Annotated in this window: 29 protein-coding genes; 8 read left to right on the forward strand and 21 right to left on the reverse strand. The window is 71.3% G+C overall.

Annotated features, from left to right (window positions below; translation table 11 throughout):
* Positions 1-5: 5 nt before the first annotated feature.
* A complete protein-coding gene (bla, locus tag GA0074694_RS00570) occupies positions 6-941 on the forward strand; it encodes a class A beta-lactamase (RefSeq protein WP_091450799.1) in 936 nt (311 codons plus the stop codon).
* 17 nt (positions 942-958) lie between these two features.
* On the opposite strand, the gene GA0074694_RS00575 is transcribed toward bla, so the two are convergent.
* The 4 genes from GA0074694_RS00575 to GA0074694_RS00590 form a co-directional block, all read right to left on the reverse strand.
* Positions 959-1,759 carry an alpha/beta hydrolase gene (locus GA0074694_RS00575; RefSeq protein ID WP_091450801.1) on the reverse strand — a complete coding sequence of 267 codons (801 nt, stop codon included), beginning with the start codon at positions 1,757-1,759 and terminating at the stop codon, positions 959-961.
* 113 nt (positions 1,760-1,872) lie between these two features.
* On the reverse strand, positions 1,873-2,199 hold the full coding sequence (locus GA0074694_RS00580) for a hypothetical protein (protein ID WP_091450803.1): 327 nt from the start codon (positions 2,197-2,199) through the stop codon (positions 1,873-1,875).
* 52 nt (positions 2,200-2,251) lie between these two features.
* Entirely contained in the window at positions 2,252-4,042 is a 1,791-nt protein-coding gene (locus GA0074694_RS00585) for a 3-hydroxyacyl-CoA dehydrogenase family protein (protein ID WP_091450806.1), read from the reverse strand.
* A 101-nt stretch (positions 4,043-4,143) separates the two neighbouring features.
* On the reverse strand, positions 4,144-4,611 hold the full coding sequence (locus GA0074694_RS00590; RefSeq protein WP_091450808.1) for an FHA domain-containing protein: 468 nt from the start codon (positions 4,609-4,611) through the stop codon (positions 4,144-4,146).
* A 309-nt stretch (positions 4,612-4,920) separates the two neighbouring features.
* Between GA0074694_RS00590 and GA0074694_RS00595 the strand changes: the two genes are divergently transcribed.
* On the forward strand, positions 4,921-6,417 hold the full coding sequence (locus GA0074694_RS00595) for an aldehyde dehydrogenase family protein (protein ID WP_091450810.1): 1,497 nt from the start codon (positions 4,921-4,923) through the stop codon (positions 6,415-6,417).
* Positions 6,418-6,470: 53 nt separating this feature from the next.
* Here GA0074694_RS00595 and nucS read toward each other — a convergent pair whose 3' ends face one another.
* Complete coding sequence (gene nucS, locus GA0074694_RS00600) at positions 6,471-7,130, reverse strand: endonuclease NucS (RefSeq protein WP_091458433.1); 660 nt, start codon at positions 7,128-7,130, stop codon at positions 6,471-6,473.
* A gap of 71 nt (positions 7,131-7,201) precedes the next feature.
* On the opposite strand from nucS, the gene GA0074694_RS00605 reads away from it, so the two are divergent.
* From GA0074694_RS00605 to GA0074694_RS00615, 3 genes are all read left to right on the forward strand, one after another.
* Positions 7,202-7,801, forward strand: a complete 600-nt coding sequence (locus tag GA0074694_RS00605; protein ID WP_091450813.1) for a DUF4126 domain-containing protein — start codon at positions 7,202-7,204, stop codon at positions 7,799-7,801.
* A 114-nt stretch (positions 7,802-7,915) separates the two neighbouring features.
* A complete protein-coding gene (locus GA0074694_RS00610) occupies positions 7,916-8,866 on the forward strand; it encodes a polysaccharide deacetylase family protein (RefSeq protein ID WP_245714493.1) in 951 nt (316 codons plus the stop codon).
* Between the two features lie 42 nt (positions 8,867-8,908).
* Entirely contained in the window at positions 8,909-9,196 is a 288-nt protein-coding gene (locus GA0074694_RS00615) for a DUF1540 domain-containing protein (protein WP_091450815.1), read from the forward strand.
* 17 nt (positions 9,197-9,213) lie between these two features.
* On the opposite strand, the gene GA0074694_RS31320 is transcribed toward GA0074694_RS00615, so the two are convergent.
* Complete coding sequence (locus GA0074694_RS31320; RefSeq protein WP_176737735.1) at positions 9,214-9,363, reverse strand: hypothetical protein; 150 nt, start codon at positions 9,361-9,363, stop codon at positions 9,214-9,216.
* A 56-nt stretch (positions 9,364-9,419) separates the two neighbouring features.
* Here GA0074694_RS31320 and GA0074694_RS00620 point away from each other — a divergent pair, with 56 nt between their 5' ends.
* A complete protein-coding gene (locus GA0074694_RS00620) occupies positions 9,420-10,268 on the forward strand; it encodes an ABC transporter ATP-binding protein (RefSeq protein WP_091450817.1) in 849 nt (282 codons plus the stop codon).
* A complete protein-coding gene (locus tag GA0074694_RS00625; RefSeq protein ID WP_091450819.1) occupies positions 10,265-11,113 on the forward strand; it encodes an ABC transporter permease in 849 nt (282 codons plus the stop codon). The genes GA0074694_RS00620 and GA0074694_RS00625 overlap by 4 nt, the downstream gene beginning before the upstream one ends.
* Positions 11,114-11,216: 103 nt before the next feature.
* On the opposite strand, the gene GA0074694_RS00630 is transcribed toward GA0074694_RS00625, so the two are convergent.
* Together GA0074694_RS00630 and murA are read right to left on the reverse strand one after the other, a co-directional pair.
* Positions 11,217-12,065: a 3-hydroxyacyl-CoA dehydrogenase family protein gene (locus GA0074694_RS00630; protein ID WP_091450822.1), complete on the reverse strand. Its 849-nt coding sequence runs from the start codon at positions 12,063-12,065 to the stop codon at positions 11,217-11,219.
* Between the two features lie 130 nt (positions 12,066-12,195).
* On the reverse strand, positions 12,196-13,638 hold the full coding sequence (gene murA / locus GA0074694_RS00635) for a UDP-N-acetylglucosamine 1-carboxyvinyltransferase (protein ID WP_091450824.1): 1,443 nt from the start codon (positions 13,636-13,638) through the stop codon (positions 12,196-12,198).
* Between murA and GA0074694_RS00640 the strand changes: the two genes are divergently transcribed.
* Positions 13,637-14,209: a cob(I)yrinic acid a,c-diamide adenosyltransferase gene (locus GA0074694_RS00640; RefSeq protein ID WP_091450827.1), complete on the forward strand. Its 573-nt coding sequence runs from the start codon at positions 13,637-13,639 to the stop codon at positions 14,207-14,209. The genes murA and GA0074694_RS00640 overlap by 2 nt on opposite strands.
* Positions 14,210-14,434: 225 nt before the next feature.
* Here the strand turns inward: GA0074694_RS00640 and GA0074694_RS00645 are convergent, their stop codons facing one another.
* From GA0074694_RS00645 to GA0074694_RS00705, 13 genes are all read right to left on the reverse strand, one after another.
* The gene (locus GA0074694_RS00645; RefSeq protein WP_091450829.1) at positions 14,435-14,890 is read right to left on the reverse strand and encodes a DUF2550 domain-containing protein; all 456 of its coding nucleotides are present in this window, start codon (positions 14,888-14,890) and stop codon (positions 14,435-14,437) included.
* 12 nt (positions 14,891-14,902) lie between these two features.
* On the reverse strand, positions 14,903-15,187 hold the full coding sequence (locus tag GA0074694_RS00650; protein WP_091450832.1) for a F0F1 ATP synthase subunit epsilon: 285 nt from the start codon (positions 15,185-15,187) through the stop codon (positions 14,903-14,905).
* 94 nt (positions 15,188-15,281) lie between these two features.
* Entirely contained in the window at positions 15,282-16,424 is a 1,143-nt protein-coding gene (locus GA0074694_RS00655; RefSeq protein WP_091458437.1) for an LCP family protein, read from the reverse strand.
* Between the two features lie 254 nt (positions 16,425-16,678).
* On the reverse strand, positions 16,679-18,136 hold the full coding sequence (gene atpD / locus GA0074694_RS00660) for a F0F1 ATP synthase subunit beta (protein WP_091450835.1): 1,458 nt from the start codon (positions 18,134-18,136) through the stop codon (positions 16,679-16,681).
* On the reverse strand, positions 18,136-19,065 hold the full coding sequence (locus GA0074694_RS00665) for a F0F1 ATP synthase subunit gamma (protein WP_091450838.1): 930 nt from the start codon (positions 19,063-19,065) through the stop codon (positions 18,136-18,138). The genes atpD and GA0074694_RS00665 overlap by 1 nt, the downstream gene beginning before the upstream one ends.
* A 9-nt stretch (positions 19,066-19,074) precedes the next feature.
* Positions 19,075-20,718: a F0F1 ATP synthase subunit alpha gene (gene atpA / locus GA0074694_RS00670; protein ID WP_091450841.1), complete on the reverse strand. Its 1,644-nt coding sequence runs from the start codon at positions 20,716-20,718 to the stop codon at positions 19,075-19,077.
* Between the two features lie 93 nt (positions 20,719-20,811).
* Positions 20,812-21,633, reverse strand: coding sequence for a F0F1 ATP synthase subunit delta (locus GA0074694_RS00675; RefSeq protein ID WP_091450843.1), 822 nt, complete (start codon positions 21,631-21,633; stop codon positions 20,812-20,814).
* The gene (locus tag GA0074694_RS00680) at positions 21,633-22,160 is read right to left on the reverse strand and encodes a F0F1 ATP synthase subunit B (RefSeq protein ID WP_091450845.1); all 528 of its coding nucleotides are present in this window, start codon (positions 22,158-22,160) and stop codon (positions 21,633-21,635) included. Before GA0074694_RS00680 ends, GA0074694_RS00675 begins: the two co-directional genes overlap by 1 nt.
* Positions 22,161-22,227: 67 nt before the next feature.
* On the reverse strand, positions 22,228-22,452 hold the full coding sequence (atpE, locus tag GA0074694_RS00685) for an ATP synthase F0 subunit C (RefSeq protein ID WP_091450848.1): 225 nt from the start codon (positions 22,450-22,452) through the stop codon (positions 22,228-22,230).
* A gap of 99 nt (positions 22,453-22,551) precedes the next feature.
* Positions 22,552-23,367, reverse strand: coding sequence for a F0F1 ATP synthase subunit A (gene atpB / locus GA0074694_RS00690; RefSeq protein WP_245714494.1), 816 nt, complete (start codon positions 23,365-23,367; stop codon positions 22,552-22,554).
* A gap of 27 nt (positions 23,368-23,394) precedes the next feature.
* A complete protein-coding gene (locus GA0074694_RS00695; protein ID WP_091450850.1) occupies positions 23,395-23,610 on the reverse strand; it encodes an AtpZ/AtpI family protein in 216 nt (71 codons plus the stop codon).
* 163 nt (positions 23,611-23,773) lie between these two features.
* Positions 23,774-24,175 carry a hypothetical protein gene (locus tag GA0074694_RS00700; protein WP_091450852.1) on the reverse strand — a complete coding sequence of 134 codons (402 nt, stop codon included), beginning with the start codon at positions 24,173-24,175 and terminating at the stop codon, positions 23,774-23,776.
* The gene (locus GA0074694_RS00705) at positions 24,172-25,458 is read right to left on the reverse strand and encodes a serine hydroxymethyltransferase (RefSeq protein ID WP_091450855.1); all 1,287 of its coding nucleotides are present in this window, start codon (positions 25,456-25,458) and stop codon (positions 24,172-24,174) included. The genes GA0074694_RS00700 and GA0074694_RS00705 overlap by 4 nt, the downstream gene beginning before the upstream one ends.
* Positions 25,459-25,468 lie beyond the last annotated feature (10 nt).

The raw sequence follows: 25,468 nt of genomic DNA on the forward strand, positions 1-25,468 counted from the left end.
CCGGTATGGACCCGACGAGACGTGTCCGACGGATGGTGGCGGCGTTCGCGGTGGCCGGGCTCCTCGGGTCGGCCGCCTGCGGCTCCGGGGAGCCCTCGTCCCCCGCTCCCGAACCGGCCAGCGCTGCCGCGTCGACGCCGACGCCCGCAGGCGCCCCGGTGGCGGACCCGGGGTTCGGGGCGCTGGAGGCGCGGTTCGGGGCGCGGCTCGGCGTCTACGCCGTCGACGCCGGCTCCGGTGCCACCGTCGTCCACCGCACCGACGAACGCTTCGCCTACGCCTCCACCTTCAAGGCGCTGGCCGCCGCCGCGCTGCTGGACGCGACCGCTGCCCAGGAACTCGACCGGGTGGTCCGCTACACCCGGGCCGACCTGTTGCCCCACGCGCCGGTCACCGGGCGGCACGTGGGGACCGGGATGTCCCTTCGCGACCTCGCCGAGGCGGCGGTCCGACACAGCGACAACACCGCGGCCAACCTGATCCTGGCCGAACTCGGCGGGCCGGCCGGCTTCGCCGGGCACCTGCGGGCCCTCGGCGACCGGACCACGAAGCCGACGCGCACCGAGCCCGCCCTCAACGAGGCCACCCCGGGCGACGACCGGGACACCAGCACGCCGCGGGCACTCGCCACCGACCTGCGGGCGTACGTGCTGGGCGACGCGCTGGACGCCGAGGACCGCGCGCTGCTCACCGACTGGCTACGCCGCAACACCACCGGCGGCGGGCTGATCCGGGCCGGTGTGCCGGCCGGTTGGCTGGTCGGCGACAAGACGGGCACGGGGGGCTACGGCACCCGCAACGACATCGCGGTGCTCTGGCCGCCCGGACGCGCCCCGATCGTGCTGGCGGTGCTCTCCAGCCGGGACGCCGAGGACGCCGACCACGACGACGCGCTGATCGCCGAGGCCACCCGGGTGACGCTCGACGCCCTGGGTCACTGACCCCACCGGTCGGGTGGTCAGCCCGCGGGCGGGCCGGGAACCGGCCGGTCGGCGAAGGAGGCCACCGTCCGGTCGGCGTACGCGCTGACGTCGCCGGTCTCCATCGGGCCGTCCCAGGTGGTGGGCAGCGGCACCGGCACCGCCGGGTTCACCCGGCGGACCACCTCGTCGAGGACGGTCTCGGCGTCGCCCACCCAGAGGTGCTTCGCGCCCGGCACCCCCACCACCTCGGCCTGCGGCACGGCGGCGAACCGCTGCCGGGCCTCGTCCGGGCGGAGGTAGTCGTCGAACTCGGGCACCAGCGCGACCAGCGGCTTGCCGCTGTCGGCCCAGACCGCCAGGTCGTCCGGGGTGGAGAACCGCAGTGGCGGGGAGAGCAGGATGGCCCCGCCCACGGTGGGATCGCACCCGTACTTGAGCGCCAGGTCGGTGCCGAACGACCAGCCGAGCAACCAGATGTTCGGCAGCTCGGCGAACTCGGCGTACTCGACCGCGGCGGCGACGTCGTACCGCTCGCCGACGGCGTTGTCGAACTCGCCACCGCTGGTGCCGCGGACGCTGGTGGTGCCCCGGGTGTTGAAGCGGAGCACGGCCAGGTCGGCCAGGGCCGGCAGTCGCCAGGCGGCCTTGCGCAGGACGTGACTGTCCATCATCCCGCCGTGCGTGGGCAGCGGGTGCAGGCAGACCAGGGTGGCCACCGGCTCGCGGTCGAGCGGCCGGGCCAGCTCACCGACGAGGGTCAGGCCGTCCGCGGTGTGCAGTTCGATGTCCTCGCGGTGCCCGGGCAGGATCGAGGAGGCACGGATCGGGGTGCTCACCCGTCCAGTCTCCCGCCTCGCCGGTCCGCCCGCCGGTCGGGGGCGGGTCCGGGGTGACCGGAATCGCTCGACCGGGTCGTGGGACGGCACGACCGGTGGTTGGCGGCGATCGCTCAGCCGTGTCGAGGGGCGCCACGACCGCGCTGCACGGCCGGGCCCCGCCGGTCCCGCGCCCGCCAGCACCCGCTGTGCCAGTGCCGGCGGTCGGTCAGGTCGCCCCACCCGTCCGCCGGCCAGGCCACCAGGTGCGCCACCCCGGGGCGGATCTCCTGGTCGCACCCGGGGCAGCGGTACGTCTTGGTCGACGCGCCACCGCTGATGCCGCGTACCTGCCACTCGCCGTCCCGCCACCGCTCCACCGTGGGAACCCCCTGGCGGACCCGGTCGGAATCCAGGTGGGCGGTGTCGTCACGGCGGGGGCGGTTGCGACGGGGGCTCACGCGTTCCAGCGTACGGGCGCACGCCGGTCACCAGCGCCGCGGCCGGCGGGGGTCAGCGGGGGCTGTGGTCGCGGAATCCCCGGCCGCTGCTGCGGCCGAGGTGGCCGACGGTGACCAGGTGCTCCAGCAGCGGCGCGGGGGCGGCACCTGGCTCCCGCAGCTCGCGGTGGACCTCGCGCTGGATGGTCAGGGCGACGTCCAGCCCGACCTCGTCGAGCAGCGCGAACGGACCCGTCGGGTAGCCGCAGCCCAGCTTCATCGCGTGGTCGATGTCGTCGACCGTGGAGTAGTTCGCCTCCAGCATCTTCACCGCGTCGTTCAGGTACGGGAAGAGCAGCGCGTTGACGATGAACCCGGCGCGGTCACCGCAGACCACGGCGGTCTTGTCGAGCTTGGCGGCCACCGCGCGGGCGGTCGCCACCGCCTCCGGCGAGGTGCGGATGGTCCGCACGACCTCCACCAGCGCGGTCACCGGGGCCGGGTGGAAGAAGTGCAGGCCCACCACGTCGGCCGGGCGCCCGGTGGCCATCGCCAGACCGACCACCGGCAGGGAGGACGTGGTGGTCGCCAGCACCACGCCCGGCTTGCAGATCCCGTCGAGGCTGGCGAAGAGGGCCTTCTTCACGTTCAGGTCCTCGACCACCGCCTCCACCACCAGGTCGACGTCGGCGAGGTCGTCGACCGTCACCGACCAGGTGACCCGGGCGAGGGCGGCGTCCCGGTCGGCCCGGTCGAGCCGCTCCCGGGTGACGTCCTCGTCCAGCGACGTCGTGAGCGCCGCCCGGACCCGCGCGGACCGCTCCTCGCCCCGGGTCACCGACACCACCCGGTAGCCGGCGCGGGCGAGGGCCTCCACGATCCCGGTGGCCATCGTTCCACCGCCGACCACACCGACCGTGGCGACCGTCCGCGCGCCGTCGAGAAGCGCGGCGTCCGTCGCCACCGGCGTCCGCTCGTCCGGTACGACCACCGGGGAACCCGGCCGCTCGTAGGTGTAGAAGCCCCGACCGGACTTGCGGCCGAGCAGTCCCGCGGTCACCATCTGCCGCAGCAGCGGCACCGGCGCGTGCCGGCGGTCCCGCCCGCCCCGCCGGTACATCGTGTCCAGGATCTCGTACGCGGTGTCCAGGCCGATCAAGTCGAGCAGCGCGAGCGGCCCCATGGGCAGGCCGCAGCCGAGCTTCATCGCGGCGTCGATGTCCTCGCGGGTGGCGTAGTGCGCCTCGACCATCCCGATGGCCTGGTTGAGGTAGCCGAAGAGCAGATGGTTGGCGATGAAGCCGGCCCGGTCGCCGATGGTGACGCCGACCTTGCCCAGGCGGGCGCAGAGCGCCTCGACGTCGGCCACCACCTCGGGCGCGGTCACCACCGTCCGGACCACCTCGACCAGCTTCATGACCGGCGCCGGGTTGAAGAAGTGGACGCCGATCACCTGGTCCGGCCGGTTGGTGGCCACCGCGATCTCGGTGACGCTCAGCGACGAGGTGTTGGTGGCGAGGATGGCCTCGGGCTTGCAGACCCGGTCCAGGTCGGCGAAGAGCCGCCGCTTCAGGTCGAGCCGCTCGGGAACGGCCTCGATCACCAGGTCCACCGAGTCCAGGGCGGCCAGCCCGACCGCGAAGTTCACCCGCCCCAGCAGGGCGTCCCGGTCGGCGGGGGCGAGCTTCCCCTTGGCCACCGCCCGGTCGGTCGACCGGGTCAGCGTCGCGCGGCCGCGTTCCAGCGCGTCCTCGGCGATCTCCACGGCGACGACGTCGACGCCGTTGCGGGCGAAGACCTCGACGATCCCGGCACCCATGGTGCCCAGCCCGACAACGCCCACGCTGGTGAACTCGCGCGCCACGACCGGCCTCCCCATCGCTTCCGGACCGTTTGAACGGTCGCTAAGGTTCTGCGCGCGAGTCTGCCATGTGACGCCCGGTTTCCGACATGCGGTGGGCCACGTCACCGCCCCCGGTCGGCGCCCTCGGTCGGGGTGGGCAGCGCCGGCGGATGGGCCGCCGGCCGGGCCGGCGGGCCGGTGACCGGCAGCGGCAGGGTGGGGCGCTGGTGCCGGCGCATCACGCCGAAGCTCAGCCCCACCGGGTCGGTCCGGGCCACACCGGGGTCGAAGAAGCGCAGTTCCGTCCGGCCGAGCCGGATGACGTCGCCGTCGGTGAGCGGCACGACGTCGACGATGCGGCGGTCGTTGAGCCAGGTCCCGTTCGTCGAGCCGAGGTCGTTCAGGGTCACCGTGTCGCCCTCGCTCCGGACGACGGCGTGCCGCCGGCTCAGGTGCGCATCGTCGACGACGATGTCCACGGTCGATGCGCGGCCGATCACCAGTGGACCCGGGCGAAGCCGGAAGCGGGCGCCCCGCATCGGTCCACCGGCCACCGTCAGCACCGGGAGAAGTTCCGGGTGATCCTCCATGGACTGTCCGCCCTCCGCCCCACCGGTACGCCCCGTGACACAGGCTGCCACCCAACGGCCGCCGGCCCCACCGCCGGCCGGACACCTCACCGACCACGGTCGGTCACCCCACGTTCACCGATTCGGTCGACCGGCCGCCGTCGACCACGAAGGCGGGCAGGACCGGGCGACGGCACCGCGCGGGCCCGAACCGGAAAGGCGGCGACGCACCGATGGTGAGCGGCACCTCAGGGTCGGACACCGTACGCGGTGTCCGCACCCCGGAACGCGACCCTACCGGTCGGTAAACCCCCGGTCTAGACTTCGTCCATGACGGTTGCGAACGCGCCGGGGACCCCGGTCGTCCACGATGGCCGACTCGTCTCGACCAGTCCGGCGACCGGTGCCGAGGTGGGCCACCTCCCGCTGGCCACCGCGGAGGACGTCCACCGGGCGGTGGAGCGCGGCCGCGCCGCGGGCGCCTGGTGGGTGGGGCTCGGGTTCACCGGCCGCCGCGCCCGACTGCTGCGCTGGCGGGCACTGCTGGCCCAGCGGATCGAGCAGTTCGCCGAGCTGATGCACGCCGAGGGCGGCAAGCCGATCGCCGACGCCGTCGTCGAGGTGGTCACCGCCATCGAGCACATCGACTGGGCCGCCCGCAACGCCGGGCGGGTGCTCGGGCCACGCCGCGTCCGCTCCCGGCTGATCCTCGCCGAGTTCTCCGGCCACCTGGAATACCAGCCGTACGGGGTGGTCGGCGTGATCGGCCCGTGGAACTACCCCGTCTACACCCCGATCGGCTCCGCCGCGTACGCCCTGGCGGCCGGGAACGCGGTGGTGTTCAAACCCAGCGAGTACACCCCCCTGGTCGGGCAGTGGCTGGTCGACAGCTTCGCCGAGGTGGTCGGCGAGCAGCCGGTGTTCACCGCGGTGCACGGGCTCGGCGACGTCGGCGCGGCGCTCTGCCGGTCCGGGGTGGGCAAGGTGGCCTTCACCGGCTCCGCCGCGACCGGGAAGAAGGTGATGGCGGCCTGCGCCGAGTCGCTGACCCCGGTGCTGATCGAGGCGGGCGGCAAGGACGCGATGATCGTCGACCGCGACGCGGACCTGGACGCGGCGGCCGAGGCGTGCGTCTGGGGCGCGCTGACCAACGCGGGGCAGACCTGCATCGGCATTGAGCGGGTGTACGCGGTCGAGCCGGTCTTCGACACCTTCGTGGCCAAGGTGGTGGAGCGCGCCGGCCGGCTGACCGTCGGCGCCGACGACGCGGACATCGGCCCGATCACCATGCCGTCCCAGATCGACGTCATCCGGCGCCACATCGACGACGCGCTCGCCCGGGGCGGCCGGGCCGTACTCGGTGGCGCGGACGCCGTCCGGCCGCCCTTCGTCCATCCGACGGTGCTGGTGGACGTGCCGGAGGACTCCGCCGCCGTGCGGGAGGAGACCTTCGGCCCGACGCTGACCGTCAACCGGGTACGCGACGTGGACGAGGCGGTGGCCCGCGCCAACGCCGTCCCGTACGGCCTGGGTGGCGCGGTCTTCGGCCGGCGGCAGGCGGTGGCCGTCGCGCGGCGGCTGCGCTCCGGGATGGCCTCGGTGAACTCGGTGCTCTCCTTCGCCGGCATGTCCACCCTCCCCTTCGGCGGGGTGGGCGAATCCGGCTTCGGCCGGATCCACGGCGAGGACGGCCTGCGCGAGTTCGGCCGACCGAAGTCGGTCACCCGGCGGCGCGGCCCGTCGCTGCTACCCGTGATGACCTTCGAGCGGACCCCACGGGACGTCGCCCGACTGGTCAAGGCGATCAGGGTGATGTACGACCGCTGAGTCCGCCGGCACCGGCCGCCGGCCCCGCGTCGCTGGTGCCGGCCACCGGCGGTTCAGAACAGGGTGAGGTCGTTGCGCTCGATGCCGCGCAGCTTGTCGTAGTCGACGACCACACAGCGGATGCCCCGGTCGGTGGCGAGCACCCGCGCCTGGGGCTTGATCACCTGCGCGGCGAAGACACCGGCCACCGGAGCGAGCAACGGGTCCCGGTTGAGCAGTTCCAGGTACCGGGTGAGCTGTTCGACGCCGTCGATCTCACCGCGCCGCTTCACCTCGACCGCGACGGCACCCTGGTCGGCGTCCCGGCAGAGCAGGTCGACCGGACCGATTGCGGTCATGTACTCCCGGCGGACCAGGGTGAACCCCTCGCCGAGGGTCTCCGGGTTGGCGGCGAGCAGTTCCTGGAGGTGCGCCTCCACGCCGTCCTTGCGCAGCCCCGGGTCGACACCCAGCTCGTACGAGGTGTCCTGGAAGATCTCCTCCAGGGTGATCCGCAGCTCCTCACCGGCCTTGTTGACCACCCGCCACACGCCGGGGGCCTCCTCCAGCCGGCACGGTGGGCTCATCCAGTTCAGCGGCTTGTAGGCGCGGTCGTCGGCGTGGATGGAGACCGACCCGTCCGCCTTCACCATCAGCAGCCGGGTCGCCGCCGGCAGATGGGCCGAGAGCCGTCCGACATAGTCCACCGAGCACTTCGCAATCACCAGACGCACCCGACGAGGGTAGCGGAGCGACCGCCCGTCGCCACCGAGCACCACTGGCGCGCCGGTGCGATCCTGGACGGGTGTTCGAAATCCTCACCGGATCCGGCCTGGCCGCGTCGGCCGGACTGAACGCCTACATCCCCCTGCTCACCATGGGGCTGCTGGCGCGCTACACCGACGTGATCACCCTGCCCGCCGGCTGGCAGTGGCTCGGCGACGGTTGGGTCATCGCGATCCTGGTCGTCCTGCTGGCCGTGGAGGTGGTCGCGGACAAGGTGCCGGTGGTCGACCACGTCAACGACGTCGTCCAGACGGTGGTCCGCCCGACCGCCGGTGGGCTCGCCTTCGGTGCCGGCTCCAGTTCGGAGACGGTCACCGTCAGCGCCCCCGGCCACTTCTTCTCCTCCAACGACTGGGTGCCGGTCGCGGTGGGCGTGCTGATCGCCTTCGGCGTGCACCTGCTGAAGTCGGCGGCCCGGCCGGTCGTCAACGCCACCACGGCCGGTGTCGGCGCCCCGGTCGCCAGCACCGCCGAGGACGCCGCCAGCGTGGTGATGTCCGTGGTGGCGATCCTCGTACCGGTGCTGGTGCTCGTCCTCCTGGTCGGGCTGGTCGTCTTCGTCTTCTGGTTCCTACGTCGCCGGGCCGACCGTCGTCGGCGACGTCGCGTCCGGTCCTGACCGGCCCACGCGGACCCGGCACCCGGCCACGAACGGACCTTCGTCCCCGACGCGGCGGCACGTCGGGCCCCCTGGCGGACCGACGGGCGGAGCCGGCACTGCGATCATCTTCCGGTGTTCCTGAAGAAGATCCACGTCCTCCTGCTCGCCACCACCCTGATCGTCGTGACCGGGGCCGCCGCCCTCGCCTGGAGCGGTGACCAGCGGCGCACCGACGGCGGGGCCTGGGTCACCCGGGCGCCGGCCACGCCGGGCGCGACCGGCAGCGACCCCGCAGGACAACCGGCCCCGGGCGTCTCGGGCCGGCCGGGCGGGACGCCCGGAACCCCGGGACGGATCCCCGGCGCCACCCGACCCGGCACCCGGCCACCCGTGGTCGACCACGGACCCCGCACCGGCGACAAGGTCGCGCTCACCTTCGACGCGGACATGACGGACGCGATGCTCTACCAGTTGCGGACCGGACGGGTGCGGTCGTACGCGAACCTGCGGATCGTCGAGATGCTGGAGCGGGAGAAGGTGCCGGCCACCTTCTTCCTCACCGGCAAGTGGGTGGAGCGGTATCCCGACGTGACCCGGCGGCTGGCCGGAAACCCCCGCTTCGAACTGGCCAACCACAGTTACGGCCACCTGGCCTTCACGTCGGACTGCTACAACCTGCCCCGGATCCCGGCCGGCCAGATGACCTCGGACGTGGCCCGGACGTTCGAGCTGGTGGAGGCGTACGGCGGGCGACAGACCCGGTACTTCCGCTTCCCCGGCCTCTGCCACGACGGCGCCGCACTCGCCGCACTCGCACCGCTGGGCACGACCGTGGTCGACGGGGACGTGGTGAGCGGGGATCCGTTCGCCACCGCCTGGCGGCCGATCGTCCGGGCCGTGCTCAGCCAGGTGAAGCCGGGATCGGTGATCGTCCTGCACGTCACCGAGGCGAACGCGGCGATGACCGACGAGGCGTTGCCGCACATCCTCGCCGGGCTGGCCGAGCGCGGGCTGACCCCGGCTCCGCTGTCCGAGGTTCTCGGCGACGGGACGCTTGCTGCCGATCCCACCCAGCAAAGGTGATAAAGCCATAAAATACGGTCATACCGATTAGAGGAGACCGTGATGACCGGCGCCGTCGAAATGCCCCGTGTGGAGGAGTGCACCGTCAGCCGGTGCTCGTACAACGAGAACGGCTGTCACGCGTTCGCGATCACGGTGGGCAGCAGTTCCCACGCCCGCTGCCACACCTTCGTGGAGATGCCGGAACGGGGTGGGATCCAGATGCTGGTCGCCCAGGTCGGCGCGTGCCAGCGGGCGGACTGCCGGCACAACTCCGAACTGGAGTGCCACGCCCCGGGCATCCGGGTCGGCGAGGACAGCGCCGACTGCCTGACCTACGCGCCGGCCTGAACAGATGGTGACCGGGTTCAGCGCAGCGGGTACACGATCACGTCGGCGGTCAGCCGCAGCGATGCCGCCGGCGGGAAACGCAGGTCCTGGAAGAGGTGCTCCTTGTTGGTGACGGTGGCCGAGGAGGGCCCGGCGTAGGTGCGCCGGACATCGGGTGCGCACGGCACCGAGGGTGACACGCCCCGGCGGTCGGGCCGCCCGGCGCAGGTCGCACACTTGACGCATGGATGAGGAGCTGGCGATCTCGGTGCGGGGGCTGCGCAAGGCGTACGGCGACAACGTCGCGGTGGCCGGCGTGGACCTGGCCGTCCGCCGTGGTGAGGTGTTCGCCCTGCTCGGCCCGAACGGTGCCGGGAAGACCACCACGGTGGAGATCCTGGAGGGCTACCGGCAGCGGGACGCGGGCGAGGTGCACGTGCTCGGCGTTGATCCGGCGCACCCGTCCCCGGGCTGGCGGGCCCGGATGGGCATCGTGCTCCAGGGCACCGGGGAGTTCGACGAGCTGACCGTCGCCGAGGTGGTCCGGCACTTCTCCGCGTTCTACCCGCACGCCGACGACCCGGCGAAGGTGATCGAACGGGTCGGGCTGGCCGACAAGGCGAAGGCCCGCACGCACACCCTCTCCGGCGGACAGAAGCGCCGCCTCGACGTGGCGCTCGGCATCGTGGGCCGCCCCGAGCTGCTCTTCCTCGACGAGCCGACCACCGGCTTCGACCCGGAGGCCCGGCGCGAGTTCTGGGAGCTGATCCGGGACCTGAACGCCGCCGGCACCACCATCCTGCTGACCACGCACTACCTGGACGAGGCCGAGGCGCTCGCCGACCGGGTCGGGGTGATTGCCGCCGGCCGGCTGGTCGAGGTGGCACCGCCGAGCAGGCTGGGCAACCGTCAGGAGGCCATGGCGACGGTCTCCTGGCGTACCCCGGACGGGGTGGCGCAGAGCGCGGCGAGCGCGACGCCGACGGCGCTGGTGACCGAGCTGGCCGCGCGGCACGGCGGCGAGGTGCCCGGTCTCACCGTGACCCGGCCGACCCTGGAAGACGTCTACCTGCGGATGATCGGACACCGATGACCAGCACCACGAAGCCGGCCACGCCCGCCGCCGACGCGACCCGGGCCCGGCGGGTCGGCCCGGCCGCCCTCGGCCTGCGCCAGGGCCGGCTGGAGATCACCCAGTTCCTGCGCAGCCGGGAGTCCGTCGTCTTCACGATGGGCTTCCCGATCATCATGATCCTGATCTTCGCGGCGATCTTCAGCGACGAGATCGCCCCCGGGGTCAGCTACACGCAGTACTTCATCACCGGCATGATCGCGACCGGGCTGATGACGGTGAGCTTCCAGAACCTCGGCATCTGGATCCCGATCGAGCGGGACCGGGGGGTGCTCAAGCGCTACCGGGGGACCCCGATGCCGAAGTGGGTCTGGTTCGCCGGCAAGGTGATCATGGTGGTGGTGATCGGCGTCGCCGAAACCGCGCTGCTGCTCGCCGTCTCGGTGGCCCTGTTCGACCTGGATCTGCCGGGCACCGCCGGGAAGTGGCTCACCTTCGCCTGGGTCTCCGTGCTCGGGGTGACCGCCTGCACCCTCTGCGGCATCGCCATCTCCTCGCTGGCCCGGACGGCGCGCAGCGGCTCGGCGGTGGTGACCCCGGTCGCCCTGGTGCTCCAGTTCATCTCCGGGGTCTTCTTCGTCTTCACCAACCTGCCCGCCTGGATGCAGCAGGTGGCCGCGCTGTTCCCGCTGAAGTGGATGTGCCAGGGGCTGCGCTCGGTCTTCCTGCCGGAGAGCTTCGGTGCCCGCGAACCGGGCGGCTCCTTCGAGCTGGACCGGGTCGCCCTGGTGCTCGTCGCATGGTGCGTGATCGGCCTGCTGCTCTGCCTGGGCACGTTCCGCTGGACCACCCGCCGCGACGGCTGAGGCGTTGCCAGCGGCCCGCTGAGGTGGTTGCAGGGGCCCCCTGTTACCGCATTTCGACGAGGAGGGGACCCCTGCAACCACTCGGGCCGGCCGCGACCACCCCTCAGTACGTGTAGAAGCCCTTGCCGCTCTTGCGGCCCAGGTCACCGGCGGTGACCATGCGCTGGAGCAGCTCCGGCGGGAAGAACTTCTCGTCGGCGGTGTCGGTGTAGATGTTCTTCGCCGCGTGCATCAGCACGTCCACGCCGGTCAGGTCGGTGGTGGCCAGCGGCCCCATCGCGTGACCGAAGCCCAACCGGCAGGCCGTGTCCAGGTCCTCGGCGGAGACCACGCCGGACTCGACCAGCTTGACCGCCTCGACCACCAGCGCGGCGATCAGCCTGGTGGTGACGAAGCCGGCGATGTCCCGGTTCACCACCACCACCGTCTTGCCGACCTCCTCGGCGAAGGCCCGCGCGGTCGCCAGCGTCCCGTCGCTGGTCTTGTAGCCCCGGACCAACTCACAGAGCCGCATCATCGGCACCGGCGAGAAGAAGTGCGTGCCGACCACCGACTCCGGCCGCCCGGTGACCGCGGCGATCTGGGTCACCGGGATGGCCGAGGTGTTGGTGGCCAGCACCGCGTCCGCCTTGCAGATCTTGTCCAGTGCCCGGAAGACCTCGTGCTTGATCTCCAGCCGCTCGAAGACCGCCTCGACGACGATGTCCGCGTCGGCGACGGCCTCCAGATCGGTGGTCGGGGTGATCCGGCCGAGCGTCGCCTCGACCTCCGACGCCTCGATCCGACCCTTCTCGGCGAACTTCTCCAGCGACTTCCGGATACCGGCGACGCCGCGTGCGGTGGCCGCGTCGTCCAGGTCCCGCAGGGTCACCTGCCAGCCCGCCTGTGCCGCCACCTGGGCGATGCCCGAACCCATCAGCCCGGCCCCGACGACCGCGAGTCGACCCGCCATCTGCTTTCTCCCTCGCCTGGTGTTGAGTGCTCTGTCCAGCACCCTAGTGGGCGTTCCTTAGCGAAGGTTAAGGCCGACCGGTCGCGGGTGGGTCGGGGCGGGGGTCTGTTGGGCTACGTGGGCGGCGCGGTCAGATGGTGAGCGCGGGCTCCTCCGAGGTGCGGCCCCGTTCCACCTCGACCCCGAGCGCCCGCAGGTCGGCGACGAAATCGGGGTAGCCCCGGTCGACGTGGTGCACGTGGGAGACCTCCGTGTCTCCGTCGGCACATAGTCCCGCGATGATCAGCCCGGCCCCGGCGCGGATGTCGGTGGCACGGACCGGCGCGCCGGAGAGCTGCTCCCGGCCGCGTACCACCGCGTGGTGGCCGTCGGTCTTGATGTCCGCGCCGAGCCGCATCATCTCGTTGGCGAACATGAACCGGCCGTCGAAGATGTTCTCCGTGATCAGGGAAGCGCCCTCGCTGACCGAGGCGAGTCCGATCGCCATCGGCAGCAGGTCGGTGGCGAAGCCCGGGTACGGCAGGGTCACCACGTCCACCGCGGTCGGCCGGTCGTCCATCTGGACCCGGAAGGCGTCCCCCCGGGTCTCCACCAGGGCACCGGCGGCGACCAGCTTGTCCAGGGCGATCTCCAGGAAGGTCGGGCTGACCCCGGTGACCGTGACGTCCCCCCGGGTCATCGCCGCGCCGAACGCCCACGTGCCGGCGACGATCCGGTCCCCCACCGTGGCGTGCCGCACCGGCTTCAGGTCCGGTACGCCCTCGATCTCGATGGTGGAGGTCCCCTCGCCGGAGATCCGCGCACCCATCCGGACCAGCATCGCGCAGAGGTCGACGATCTCCGGCTCCCGGGCGGCGTTCTCGATCACCGTCAGACCGCGGGCGAGCACCGCGGCCATCACCAGGTTCTCGGTCGCGCCGACGCTGGGGAAGTCCAGGACGATCTCGGCACCGTGCAGTCCGTGCGGGGCGGCGGCGACGACGAAGCCGTGCTCGCCGGAGATCTCGGCGCCCATCCGGGTGAGTCCGGAGACGTGCATGTCCAGCCCTCGGGAGCCGATCGCGTCCCCGCCGGGGTGGGCCACCCGCACGTTTCCCCGGCGGGCGAGCAGCGGGCCGAGCACGCAGATCGAGGCACGCAGCCGGCGTACCAGGTCGTAGTCGGCGTCGGAGCCGGGCTGGTCCGGCACGTCGATGGTGACCGAGCGGGACCGGGCCACGCCACCGTGCGCGACCATCGGGTCGACCGGGGCGTCGGCGTCGAAGCGGACACCGCAGCCGAGCCGGCGCAGCACCTCCCCCATGATCGCGATGTCGGTGATCCGGGGGACGTTGGTGATCACGCTCCGCCCCGGGGCGAGGAGTGCGGCGGCCATCAGCTTCAGGGCGGAGTTCTTCGCGCCCACGACGTGCACCGTGCCGGCGAGCCGGGCTCCGCCCCGGACCCGGATCACATCGACGTCTCTGAGCGCCAGATCCCCGGCGTCGCCGGGCCCCGGGCCCAGCCGGGTCGGGACGACCGGCTCCGGCCGGGCAAGCATCGTCAGGTCAGGTATCCGTAGGCTGTGCGTCATGGCCGTCCACCTCACGCGCATCTACACCAGGGCCGGCGACGCCGGCACGACCAGGCTGAGCAACAACGAGCAGGTAGCGAAGACCGATCCCCGGATCGCGGCGTACGCCGATGTCGACGAGTGCAACGCGGCGATCGGGGTGGCGCTGGCCCTGGGCCAGCTGTCGGAGGAACTGCGGCCCGTCCTGGCCTCGATCCAGAACGACCTCTTCGACGTCGGTGCCGACCTGGCCACGCCGGTCGAGCCGGAGCCGGCGTACCCGCCGCTGCGGGTGACCGAGGAGTACGTGGAGCGCCTGGAGGGCTGGTGCGACGGGTTCAACGCGCGCCTGGGCAAGCTCGACTCCTTCATTCTTCCCGGCGGAACCGCCGGCGCGGCGTTGCTGCACGTGGCCCGGACCGTCGCTCGACGTGCCGAGCGGGCCGCCTGGGCCCTCGTCAGCCACGACCCCGAACGAACCAGCACCCTTCCGGCAAAGTATCTCAACCGGCTCTCCGATCTGCTCTTCATCCTGGCAAGAACGGCAAATCCGGACGGAGATGTGCTATGGGTTCCCGGCGGTAAGCGCTGACCGACGTTCCCGGCCGGGCCGGGCACCCCACCCCGTCGAGGGCCGGGTACCCGACCTGGCCGCGCTCATCCGCGTTCGGGGGCAGCGCACTGCGGCGGCGGAAATGACCGATCCGGCAGTGGTCTCGCCGGCCAGGGCGGCGGCGCAACGGACTACGGTCCGGGCAACGGCGCAACGGACTTCGGCCGCAGCGGCCGTCGGGGCGGCCCGGTCAGGCGCAACCGGTCAGGCGGCGGGCCAGTCCTGGTGGGCCAGACGCGGCGAGGCCGCCCCGGGCGGGGCGGCCTCGAGCCAGGAGAGGAATCCGGTGACCGCGGACCGCTCCATGGCGATCTCGATCGGGGTCTGCTGACTCGTACAGCTCAGGATCACCCAGTCAGCGGGCAGGGAGAGCCGTTCCCGTCCCTCCGGGAGCCGCCGTCGGCGGACCACCAGGGTCTCCCGCGAGAGCACCCGCTTGGGGCGGAGGGCGAAGCTGAACATCCGGTACCACCGGAGTTCGTCGCCGGCGAAGCGGCCGAGGCCGGGTGACCAGCCCCGACCGTCGAGCAGGGTGGAGACCCGGACGTGGACCTGGATGGTGCCGCCGGTGCGGGTCACCAGGGCCCGCCGGAGGAAGAGGATCAGGAACGCCGCGACCAGGACGGCGAGGCCGATTCCGATCCCCTCCACGATCTCCATCGGCGGTACGGCTCAGTGGCTCTGCGAGGCGGAGACCGGGGTGGCGCTCTCGGCGAGCACGGTGACGCCCTCGCGGCTGACCGAGAGGAAGCCGCCGGCCACCTCGTACGCGACCTGCTCGCCGCCGGGCAACTTGATCCGGACCTGGCCGGGCTCGGCGAGCTGGCCGAGCAGCGGTGCGTGGCCGGCCAGGACACCCAGCTCGCCCTCGGTCGTCCGGGCGACGACCATCTCGGCCTCGCCGGACCAGACCTTCTCCTCGACGGCTACGAGCTCGACGTGAAGCTGCTGTGCCACGCTGTCTCCTTGCTGCGGCGGGCGGCGGTTGGCAGAAGTCTAGTCGCGCGCCCCCTGCCCCCACTAACGCGGGTACCGAGAGCTGCGACACTCCCTACTTGGCCTTGTTCTGGAAATCGGGGTGTTCGAGCATGAACGCGTCGACGGTTCCGTTGCGCAGCGAGGCGAAGAACTCGTCCGCCTCGGGCAGGAACTGTTCCCCCCGGTACCCCGAACCGGTGCCGATACTTTCCGCCGGGAGCTTGACCATCTGGATCGCGTCCGGCCGGAGGTCCTTCAGGGTGAAGGCGAAGTCGACGATGCTGTTCCCCCGGCCGCTGAAGACCAGCGACTCGCCGGCCGCGCGGAGCACCCGGTCCAGCTTGATCGGATTGGTCACCACGTCCGCGCTGAACGCCTGGCTCGCCATCGCCTTGACGAACTGCTGCTGGTGGCGCTGGCGGCCGTAGTCAGCGTCCGGCACCCCGTTCTTCGGGTAACGCTGCCGGACGTAGTCCAGCGCCTGCCACCCCTCCAGCCGCTGGGTGCCCTTCGGGTAGACCGCCTGCGGGCCGACGTAGCCCCCGCCGCCCGGCAGCGGCTCCCGGTGGGTGCCGTCCGGCTCGCGGTGCTCGGAGCGCACCTCCCGCTCGATGTACATCTCGACGCCGCCCATCGCGTCGACGATCTTCTTGAACCCGTTGAAGTTGATGATCGCCCCGGCGTCGAAGCGGGCGATGCCGGTCTCCTGCTGGATGGTCTTGGCGAGCAGTTCGAAGCCGACGTTCGCGTCCGGGTTCCGGCCGGGCACCCGGCTGCCGTACGACATCGCGGCGTTGAGCTTGTCGGTGCCCCCGTCGAAGCCGGACTTGCTGAACGCCGGGATCTCCACACGCAGGTCGCGCGGCAGGGAGAAGAGGTACGCCCGGTCCAGCTCGGCCGGAATGTGCATGACCATGATCGAGTCGGCGAGCGGAGGATCCGCCGGCTTGCGCGGGTCCACCCCGACCAGCAGGATGTCGAGCGGCCCCTTGATCTCCTTGCGGCGCTCCTGCGCCCCGGCCGCGTTGTCGCCGAAGAGGTCGCCCTTGCCGACCGAGCCCTCGTACCGGCTGATCAGGACCTCGTAACCCACCAGCACCGCGCCGCTGAGCACCAGCAACACCGAGCCGAAGATCGTGCAGAGCCGAGCCCACCGGGGCACCCCCGCCCACACGGACGGCTTCGCGCCCCGCTTACCGCTCCGAGCCACGTGCATCTCCATTCCTCACGCCCATGAGGAGGAGACGGGCGCGAGCCACCTGTTCACTGCGGACGTCAACGCTCGACACGTGAATGTTGCGGATCCGACGGTACCTCGCCAGCACGGCCACTGTCGCATCGAGCGCCGTCGGCCTGTCAACCCGACACGCGGAACGGCCGAGGGCGCACACCCGGAACGGCCGAGGCCGCCCCGGCGAACCGGGACGGCCTCGGACAAGAGCCGACGAGAGGTCGGTGCTGATCGGTGGATCAGCCCTCCTTCATCAGCTCCGCAGCCTTGCGCTCCAGGTCTTCGAGGCCACCGCACATGAAGAAGGCCTGCTCGGGGAAGTGGTCGTACTCGCCCTCGCTGATCTTCTTGAACGCCTCGATGGTCTCCTTGATCGGGACCGTGGAGCCCGGCACGCCGGTGAACTGCTCGGCGGCGTACGTGTTCTGCGACAGGAAGCGCTCGATCCGGCGGGCCCGGCCGACGGTGAGCTTGTCCTCCTCGGAAAGCTCCTCGATACCGAGGATCGCGATGATGTCCTGCAGGTCCTTGTACTTCTGGAGGATCCGCTTGACCTCGGTCGCGACCGCGAAGTGCTCGGCGCCGACGAACTCCGGGGCGAGGATCCGGGACGAGGACGCCAGCGGGTCCACCGCCGGGTAGATGCCCTTGTCGGAGATCGACCGCTCCAGGTTGGTGGTGGCGTCGAGGTGGGCGAAGGTGGTGGCCGGAGCGGGGTCGGTGTAGTCGTCCGCCGGCACGTAGATCGCCTGCATCGAGGTGATGGCCTGGCCCCGGACGGAGGTGATCCGCTCCTGGAGTTCGCCCATCTCGTCGGCCAGGGTCGGCTGGTAGCCCACCGCGCTCGGCATCCGGCCGAGCAGGGTGGAGACCTCGGAACCGGCCTGGGTGAAGCGGAAGATGTTGTCGATGAAGAGCAGCACCTCCTGCTTCTTGACGTCGCGGAAGTACTCCGCCATGGTCAGCGCGGAGAGGGCGACCCGCAGCCGGGTGCCCGGCGGCTCGTCCATCTGGCCGTAGACCAGCGCGGTCTTGTCGATGACGCCGGACTCGGTCATCTCGGCGATGAGGTCGTTGCCCTCGCGGGTCCGCTCCCCCACCCCGGCGAAGACCGAGGTACCACCGAAGTTCCGGGCCACCCGGGTGATCATCTCCTGGATGAGCACCGTCTTGCCCACGCCCGCGCCACCGAACAGGCCGATCTTGCCACCCTTGACGTACGGGGCCAGCAGGTCGATGACCTTGATGCCGGTCTCCAGCATCTCGGTCTTCGGCTCCAGGTCCGCGAAGGCCGGGGCCTTGCGGTGGATCTGCCAGTGGTCGTCCGGGTCGAGCGTCTCGCCCTCGGTCAGGTTGAGGCACTCGCCGATGGCGTTGAAGACGTGGCCCTTGACCGCGTCACCCACCGGCACCTTGATCGGCGAGCCGCTGTCACGCACCACGGCACCGCGGACCAGACCGTCGGTCGGCTGCATCGAGATCGCGCGGACCAGGTTGTCACCCAGGTGCTGGGCGACCTCCAGGGTCAGCGTCTTCTCGCCGCCGGAGAGCGTCACGTCGACGTTCAGGGCGTTGAACAGGGCCGGCATGGCGTCGCGCGGGAACTCGGCGTCGACGACCGGGCCGATGACCCGGACCACGCGACCCGTGGCCGTCTTGGTCTCAGCTGGTCCACCAGCAACTGCGGAAACAGTCATCACACTTCACTTCCCGACGCGGCGAGCGCGTTCGCGCCGCCGACGATCTCGCTGATCTCCTGGGTGATCCCGGCCTGGCGGGCCGAGTTCATCTCCCGCGTGTACTTCTCGATCATCTCTTCGGCGTTGTCGGTGGCGCTCTTCATCGCCCGCCGCCGGGCCGCCGACTCGCTCGCCGCCGACTCCAGCAACGCCGCGTAGATCCGCGTGTTGATGTACTTCGGCAGCAGCGCGTCGAGCAGCGCCTCCGCATCCGGCTCGAACTCGTAGGCCGGCAGCAGACCCTCGGACCGGGGCCGGTCCTCGATCTGCATCGGGCCGATGACCTTCGCCACCGGGACCTGGGTGATGAGGGACTTGAACTCGGTGTAGACGATGTGCAACTCGTCCACACCGCGCACCCCGTCCGGCCCGGCCCCGCCGTCGACGTCGTCCGCGCCGGCCGCGAACGCCCGGATCAGGGTCTCGCCGACCTCGCGGACGGAGGCGAAGTCCGGCTGCTCCGAGAAGCCCGTCCAGCTCGCCTCGACCGGGCGGTTGCGGAACTTGTAGAAGCCGACGCCCTTGCGGCCGATGACGTAGAGCACAGGCTCCTTGCCCTCGGACTGCAACCGGGCGACCAGCGACTCCGCCATCTTGATCGCGTTGGAGCTGTAACCACCGGCCAGGCCCCGGTCGGAGGTCACCAGCAGGACGCCGGCCCGCCGCACCCGCTCACGCGGGGTGAGCAGCGGGTGGTCGATCCGCGCGTTGGAGGCCAGCGCCGTGAGCACGCCGGTGATGGCCTCGGCGTACGGCAGGGATGCCACCACCCGGGCCTGGGCCTTGGCGATGCGGCTCGTCGCCACGAGCTCCATCGCCTTGGTGATCTTCTTCATCCCCTTCGCCGAGCGGATCCGTTGACGAAGAACGCGTACCTGGGCCGCCATGAGTCAGCCCTACTGCTTCTCGACGTCGTCGCCGCTGTAGCGGGTGACCTTCTCGCGGCCCACCTCGCCCTCCAGCGGCTTGGCCGGGGCCTCGTTGATCCGACGCTCCTCCTGCTGGCCGAGGAAGACCTGCTTGAACTCGGTGATCGCCCGGTCCAGCGAGCCGACGATCTCGTCGTCCCACGTGTTGTCGGCGATCGCGGCCAGGACGCCCTCGTGCTTGTGCCGGAGGTACTGGAGGAACTCCGACTCGAAGCGACGGATCTCGCCGACCGGGACGTCGTCCAGCTTGCCCTCGGTGCCGGCCCAGACCGAGACGACCTGCTCCTGCACCGGGTACGGCGAGTAGTTCGGCTGCTTGAGCAGCTCGACCAGGCGGGAACCCCGCTCCAGCTGGGCGCGGGAGGCCCGGTCCAGGTCGGAGGCGAAGGCGGCGAACGCCTCCAGCTCGCGGTACTGGGCCAGGTTCAGCCGCAGCGAACCGGCGACCTTCTTCATCGGCTTCACCTGGGCCGCACCACCCACCCGGGAGACCGAGGTACCGACGTTGATCGCCGGCCGGACGCCCTGGTTGAACAGGTCGGTCTCCAGGAAGATCTGACCGTCGGTGATCGAGATGACGTTGGTCGGGATGAAGGCCGAGATGTCGTTGGCCTTCGTCTCGATGATCGGCAGACCGGTCATCGAGCCGCCACCCAGCTCGTCGGAGAGCTTCGCGCAGCGCTCCAGCAGCCGGGAGTGCAGGTAGAAGACGTCACCCGGGTACGCCTCACGGCCCGGCGGGCGGCGCAGCAGCAGCGAGACCGCGCGGTACGCCTCGGCCTGCTTGCTCAGGTCGTCGAAGACGATCAGGACGTGCTTGCCGCCGTACATCCAGTGCTGCCCGATGGAGGAGCCGGTGTACGGGGCGAGGTACTTGAAGCCGGCCGGGTCACTGGCCGGGGAGGCGACGATGGTGGTGTACTCCATCGCCCCCGCCTCCTCCAGCACGCCCTTGATGGACGCGATGGTGGAGGCCTTCTGCCCGATGGCGACGTAGATGCAGCGGACCTGCTTCTTCGGGTCGCCGGAGCGCCAGTTGTCCCGCTGGTTGAGGATGGTGTCCAGGGCGACCGTGGTCTTGCCGGTCTTCCGGTCACCGATGATCAGCTGCCGCTGACCCCGACCGATCGGGGTCATCGCGTCGACCGCCTTGATACCGGTCTGCATCGGCTCGAACACCGACTGCCGGGACATCACGTTCGGAGCCTGGAGCTCCAGCTCGCGGTAGCCCTCGTCGGGGATGTCGCCGAGACCGTCGATCGGCTGGCCGAGCGCGTTGACCACGCGACCGAGGAAGGCGTCGCCGACCGGCACCGAGAGGACCCGGCCGGTGCGCTTGACGCGCTGCCCCTCCTCGAGCTTGGCGGAGTCGCCGAGGACGACGACACCGATCTCCCGGACGTCGAGGTTCAGCGCCACGCCGAGCGTGCCGTCCTCGAACTCCAGGAGCTCGTTGGTCATGGTCGAGGGGAGCCCCTCGACGTGGGCGATGCCGTCACCGGTGTCGGCGACGGTACCGACCTCCTCGCGGGAGACGTCGGGCGAGTAGGAGGAGACGTAGCGCTCCAGGGCGCCGCGGATCTCCTCCGTCGAGATGGTCAGCTCGGCCATCCTCTGCTTCCTTAAGTATCAGGGGCCCGGGATACCTAGTACCGACCGGTCCGAATGGCGTCTGTCATTCAGGGCGCTGAGCGGCTGGGCTGGTCAGCGCTTCGCGAGCGCGTTGCGGGTCTCGTTGAGGCGGCGCAGGACGGTGCCGTCGTACAGGTCGGAGCCGACCCGCACGCTGGCGCCACCGAGGATCTCGGGGTCCACCGTCTGCTTGACGGAGACCTCCCGACCGTATATCGCGGCGAGGCGGGCACCCAGTCGGTGCTCCTCGTCCTCGGTCAACGGGGCCGCCACGGTCACGTAGGCGATCTGCCGGTCGCGACGCTCGCCGACCAGCTCGACCAGCCTGGTGAGTCCACCGGTGAGGGAGCGTCCGCCGAACCCGCTCAGCGCCACCTCGACGAGGCGGACGGTGACCGGACGGGCCTTGCCGGCCAGCAGCTCCCGGGCCAGGACGGCCCGCTGCTCGGCCGGGGCCCGCGAGTCGCCCAGCGCTGCGGCGAGCGTCGGCTCGGCGGCGACCACCTGGCCGAAGCGGAACAGCTCGTCCTCCACCTCGCCCAGGTCACCGGCGGCGTCGGCGCTGGCCAGCAGCGCCTCCACCCCGAGCCGCTCGGCACCGTCGAGCAGTTCCGACGGCGCCGACCAACGGCCGGAGACCAGGGTGGCCAGCAGGTCGAGCGCACCCGCGTCGATCTTGCCCCGCAGCATGTCGCCGAGGAGCGCGGCGCGGTCCGCGCCGGACCGGGCCGGCTCGGAGAGCGCCCGGCGCAGCCGGGGCTCCCGCCGCAGCAGACCCGCCACGGCGAGCAGGTCGTCTGCGGTGGCGACCACGGCGTCCGGCTGCGCGCCGCGTGCGTACGTGGCCAGGTGCTCGTTGGCGACCCGGTACGACTCCCGGCTGGCGGCCTGCATCAGCGGGCTCCCGTGCTCTCGAGGTCGGTGAGGAACCGCTCGACGGTGCCCTTGCGGCGGGCCTCGTCGGCCAGCGACTCCCCGACGATCCGGCTGGCCAGCTCGACCGCGATGGTGCCGACCTCGGTGCGCAGCTCACGCACGATGGTGGCCCGCTCGGCGGCGAGCTGCTCCTTGCCGGCCGCGATGATCCGGTCGGACTCCTCCCGCGCCTTGGCGAGGATGTCCTGCCGGATGCCCTCCGCGTCGGCCCGGGCGTCGTCCCGGATCTTGGCGGCGTCGGTACGCGCCTCGGCGAGCTGCGCGCGGTACTGCTCGAGCAGCTGGTTCGCCTCGGCCTGGGCGGCCTCGGCGCGCTTGATGCCACCCTCGATGGCGTCGACCCGGGCCTGGTACATCGCCTCCATGCGGGGGAAGACGAACTTGCTCAACACCCAGAGGACGAGGCCGAACGCGACGAGACCGACGATGATCTCAGCCAGGGGCGGGAGCAGGATGTTCCCGCCCTCTTCCGCTGCTAGGTACATGGACACTCCCCTTCGCCAGCGGCCGACCACCAGGGGCCGGCCGATTCAGCTAAGCGCTGGCTGGGTCTCAGCCGCCGAGGGCGAACGCGAGCACCAGACCGAGCAGGGCCAGCGCCTCGACCACGGCGAAGCCCATGAACATGTAGACCCGGGTCAGGCCGGCGCTCTCCGGCTGGCGGGCGGTCGCCTGGATGTAGGCGGCGAACACCAGGCCCACACCGATGCCCGGGCCGAGCGCCGCGATGCCATAGCCGATGACGTTGACGTTGCCTGAGATCTCGGCCAGGAACATGGTTGGTTTCCTCCTGCGGGGAACGCGTGACCGTCACGCGTTCGACTAGGTGAACTTTTCAGTTGTCGAACGGGGGATGGAGCGGTGCGCGCCGGCGCCTCAGTGCTCGTCGGCGAGCGAGGACTGCAGGTAGGTCGCGGTCAGCAGGGTGAACACGTACGCCTGCAGGATCAGGATGCCCAGCTCGAAGAACGTCATCAGGATCGCCATGGCCCAGCTGAGCAGGGCGACCGGCTTGATGAAGATCGACTCAGCGTTGAGCAGCGCCACGCCACCGAGGGTGAAGACCAGCAGGATCATGTGGCCGGCGAACATGTTGGCGAACAACCGGACCGCGAGGGTGACCGGGCGCAGCACCAGGTTCGACACGAACTCGATCGGCACCAGGATCGGCTGGACCCAGAGCGGTGCGCCGCCGACCCAGCAGCTGGCCTTGATGTAGCCGAAGAAGCCGTGCTTGCGGATGCCGACCGCGACGTAGACCAGCCAACTGGAGATGGCCAGCACGATCGGGAAGGCGATGTGCGAGTTCGGCGAGATCTGCGCGAACGGGAAGATGCCCCAGATGTTCAGCAGCAGGATGAAGACGAAGAGCGAGGCGAGGTACGGCGCGAAGCGCACGCCCTGGTGGCCGATGATGTCCTTGGCGATGTTGTCCCGGGCCAGCCCGTAGACCGACTCGGCCATCCACTGCCGCTTGGTCGGGACCAGCTGCGGGTTCCGGTAGCTGAGCAGGAAGAAGAGGATGGCGATGGCAGCCGCGATCCAGACCAGCAGAGCGATCTTGGTGAAGGCCGGCTCCCAGGCCGTACCCTCGAAGCCGGGAATCAGGCTGCGGTAGTTGAAGCTGTCAACGCCGGGGGGGAACTCCGCCGCCCGGATGTCCGCGGCGGCGTAGGTCGGCAGCTCAGTCAACTCGAACCCTCCGTCGGTCGGGCATGGTCAGGCGCCCAGCCTCTTCATGGTCAGGTAGACCCCCGCAGCCGTGCCGCCGATCAGTCCGATCAGCAACCCGACGTTCGGAAGATCCAGCCACCGGTCGACGAGCCAGCCGGCCCCGCCCCAGACGGCCATGCCGCCGAGCAGGTAACCGACCGCAGCCCAACCCGCGTCCACACCGTGGGGTGCGGGACGTTTGTCGGATCGGTCGTCGGCCATGACGGAGCGAACGGTATCAGCCGCTCGAACGAGGCTGTGAGTCACCCCCCGCACAACCTGGTCGTGTGGGTCAGGGAAGCCTCGACTGGCGGATAGGCTACGCCTGTCTCGCGCTCGACGGAACTCCATCCCCGGCGTGGCGACGGCAACCCGACAGCCGGAATCAGCCACCGGGGGTGCTCACCTGGGGACGGTGGTCGCGGAACGTCCACCAGACCTGGGCGGTCACCCAGCCGATGGTCGCGACGATCATGGCGGCGGCCATCATCCGGATCCCGCCCCAGCCGGTGTCGACGACGCCGAACATCCCCACGCCGAAGAAGAGGAACTTGGTGACGTACGCGGTCAACCCGACGCTCATCACCAGTTTCGGGTGGACGGAGTCGGCCCAGGCGAGCACCATACTCGACAACGTGTAGCTGAAGGTGACCAGCGCCACCCCCGCCGCCCCACCGGCCGCGCCGACGCCGCCGTCGACCAGCCAGCCGGCTCCGGTGGCGAGCACCAGCAGCAGTGCGGAACTGAGCAGCGGCACGACCAGGTGCCGCAGGCGCTGGCGGATCATCGGGGGTACGCCGGAAACTCACGGACCAGCTCGGCCACCTCGCCGGCGATCCTGGTCAGTGCGGTCGGCCCGTCGGGCCCGCCGGGGTCGGTCCGCACCGCCCGCGCGATCAACGTGGCGATCAGCCCCATCTGCGGCTCGCGCATACCCTGGGTGGTCACGCTGGGCGTGCCGACCCGGATGCCGGAGGCGACCATCGGCTTCTGCGGGTCGTACGGGATGGCGTTCTTGTTCAGCGTGATGCCGGCCGCGTCGCAGCGGGCCTCGGCGGCGGCCCCGGTCACCCCGAGCGCGCGCAGGTCGACCAGGGCGAGGTGGGTGTCGGTGCCGCCGGAGACCGGGCGCATCCCCTCGGCGGCCAGCCCGTCGGCGAGCGCCCGCGCGTTGCGGACCACCTGCTCGGCGTACGCCCGGAACTCCGGCTGCGCGGCCTCGCGCAGCGCGACGGCCTTGGCCGCGACGGCGTGCATCAGCGGGCCGCCCTGGGTGAACGGGAAGACCGCCTTGTCGATCCGGGCGGCCAGCGACTCCCGGCAGAGGATCATGCCGCCGCGCGGGCCGCGCAGCACCTTGTGCGTGGTCGCGCAGACCACGTCGGCGTACGGCACCGGGGAGGGCACGGCTCCGCCGGCGACCAGACCGATGAAGTGGGCGGCGTCCACCATCAGGTACGCCCCGACCTCGTCGGCGATCTCCCGGAAGCGGGCGAAGTCGATCAGGCGCGGGTACGCGGTCGCGCCACAGATGATCATCTTCGGGCGGTGGGCGAGGGCCAGGTCCCGCACCTCGTCGTAGTCGATCAGCTCGGTGTCCGGGCGGACGGTGTAGCCGAGCGTGGCGAACCACCTGCCGGAGAAGTTGACCCGGCTGCCGTGGGTGAGGTGACCGCCGTGCGGCAGGTCCATCGCCAGCACGGTGTCACCCGGCTGGACCAGGGCGGCGTACGCGGCGAGGTTGGCGCTCGCCCCGGAGTGCGGCTGGAGGTTGGCGTGCTCCGCCCCGAACAGTTCCCGCGCCCGGGCGATGCCGATCTCCTCGGCCCGGTCCACGTCGGCACAGCCGCCGTAGTAGCGACGGCCCGGGTAGCCCTCGGCGTACTTGTTCGTCAGCGTCGAGCCGAGCGCGGCGAGCACCGCCGGTGAGGTGAGGTTCTCGCTGGCGATCAGCTGGAGGCCGCCGCGCAGCCGGTCCAGCTCGCCGAGCACCACCGACGCGATCTCCGGGTCGGTGACCCTGAGCTGCTCGAAATCCGGCCCCCAGAAGGTGGGCGTCGCGTTGTCCACAACGCCAGAG

Origin of the sequence: Micromonospora inyonensis, assembly GCF_900091415.1 — a bacterium.
In the GTDB taxonomy this organism is placed as follows: domain Bacteria; phylum Actinomycetota; class Actinomycetes; order Mycobacteriales; family Micromonosporaceae; genus Micromonospora; species Micromonospora inyonensis.

Excerpts from the sequence above, each read along its gene's own strand:
- bla (WP_091450799.1), top strand. The coding sequence starts at position 6 with ATGGACCCGACGAGACGTGTCCGACGGATGGTGGCGGCGTTCGCGGTG.
- GA0074694_RS00590 (WP_091450808.1), bottom strand. The coding sequence starts at position 4,611 with ATGGAGGATCACCCGGAACTTCTCCCGGTGCTGACGGTGGCCGGTGGA.
- GA0074694_RS00595 (WP_091450810.1), top strand. The coding sequence starts at position 4,921 with ATGACGGTTGCGAACGCGCCGGGGACCCCGGTCGTCCACGATGGCCGA.
- GA0074694_RS00615 (WP_091450815.1), top strand. The coding sequence starts at position 8,909 with ATGACCGGCGCCGTCGAAATGCCCCGTGTGGAGGAGTGCACCGTCAGC.
- GA0074694_RS00620 (WP_091450817.1), top strand. The coding sequence starts at position 9,420 with ATGGATGAGGAGCTGGCGATCTCGGTGCGGGGGCTGCGCAAGGCGTAC.
- GA0074694_RS00625 (WP_091450819.1), top strand. The coding sequence starts at position 10,265 with ATGACCAGCACCACGAAGCCGGCCACGCCCGCCGCCGACGCGACCCGG.
- GA0074694_RS00630 (WP_091450822.1), bottom strand. The coding sequence starts at position 12,065 with ATGGCGGGTCGACTCGCGGTCGTCGGGGCCGGGCTGATGGGTTCGGGC.
- GA0074694_RS00640 (WP_091450827.1), top strand. The coding sequence starts at position 13,637 with ATGGCCGTCCACCTCACGCGCATCTACACCAGGGCCGGCGACGCCGGC.
- murA (WP_091450824.1), bottom strand. The coding sequence starts at position 13,638 with ATGACGCACAGCCTACGGATACCTGACCTGACGATGCTTGCCCGGCCG.
- GA0074694_RS00645 (WP_091450829.1), bottom strand. The coding sequence starts at position 14,890 with ATGGAGATCGTGGAGGGGATCGGAATCGGCCTCGCCGTCCTGGTCGCG.
- GA0074694_RS00655 (WP_091458437.1), bottom strand. The coding sequence starts at position 16,424 with ATGCACGTGGCTCGGAGCGGTAAGCGGGGCGCGAAGCCGTCCGTGTGG.
- atpD (WP_091450835.1), bottom strand. The coding sequence starts at position 18,136 with ATGACTGTTTCCGCAGTTGCTGGTGGACCAGCTGAGACCAAGACGGCC.
- GA0074694_RS00665 (WP_091450838.1), bottom strand. The coding sequence starts at position 19,065 with ATGGCGGCCCAGGTACGCGTTCTTCGTCAACGGATCCGCTCGGCGAAG.
- atpA (WP_091450841.1), bottom strand. The coding sequence starts at position 20,718 with ATGGCCGAGCTGACCATCTCGACGGAGGAGATCCGCGGCGCCCTGGAG.
- GA0074694_RS00675 (WP_091450843.1), bottom strand. The coding sequence starts at position 21,633 with ATGCAGGCCGCCAGCCGGGAGTCGTACCGGGTCGCCAACGAGCACCTG.
- GA0074694_RS00680 (WP_091450845.1), bottom strand. The coding sequence starts at position 22,160 with ATGTACCTAGCAGCGGAAGAGGGCGGGAACATCCTGCTCCCGCCCCTG.
- atpE (WP_091450848.1), bottom strand. The coding sequence starts at position 22,452 with ATGTTCCTGGCCGAGATCTCAGGCAACGTCAACGTCATCGGCTATGGC.
- GA0074694_RS00695 (WP_091450850.1), bottom strand. The coding sequence starts at position 23,610 with ATGGCCGACGACCGATCCGACAAACGTCCCGCACCCCACGGTGTGGAC.
- GA0074694_RS00700 (WP_091450852.1), bottom strand. The coding sequence starts at position 24,175 with ATGATCCGCCAGCGCCTGCGGCACCTGGTCGTGCCGCTGCTCAGTTCC.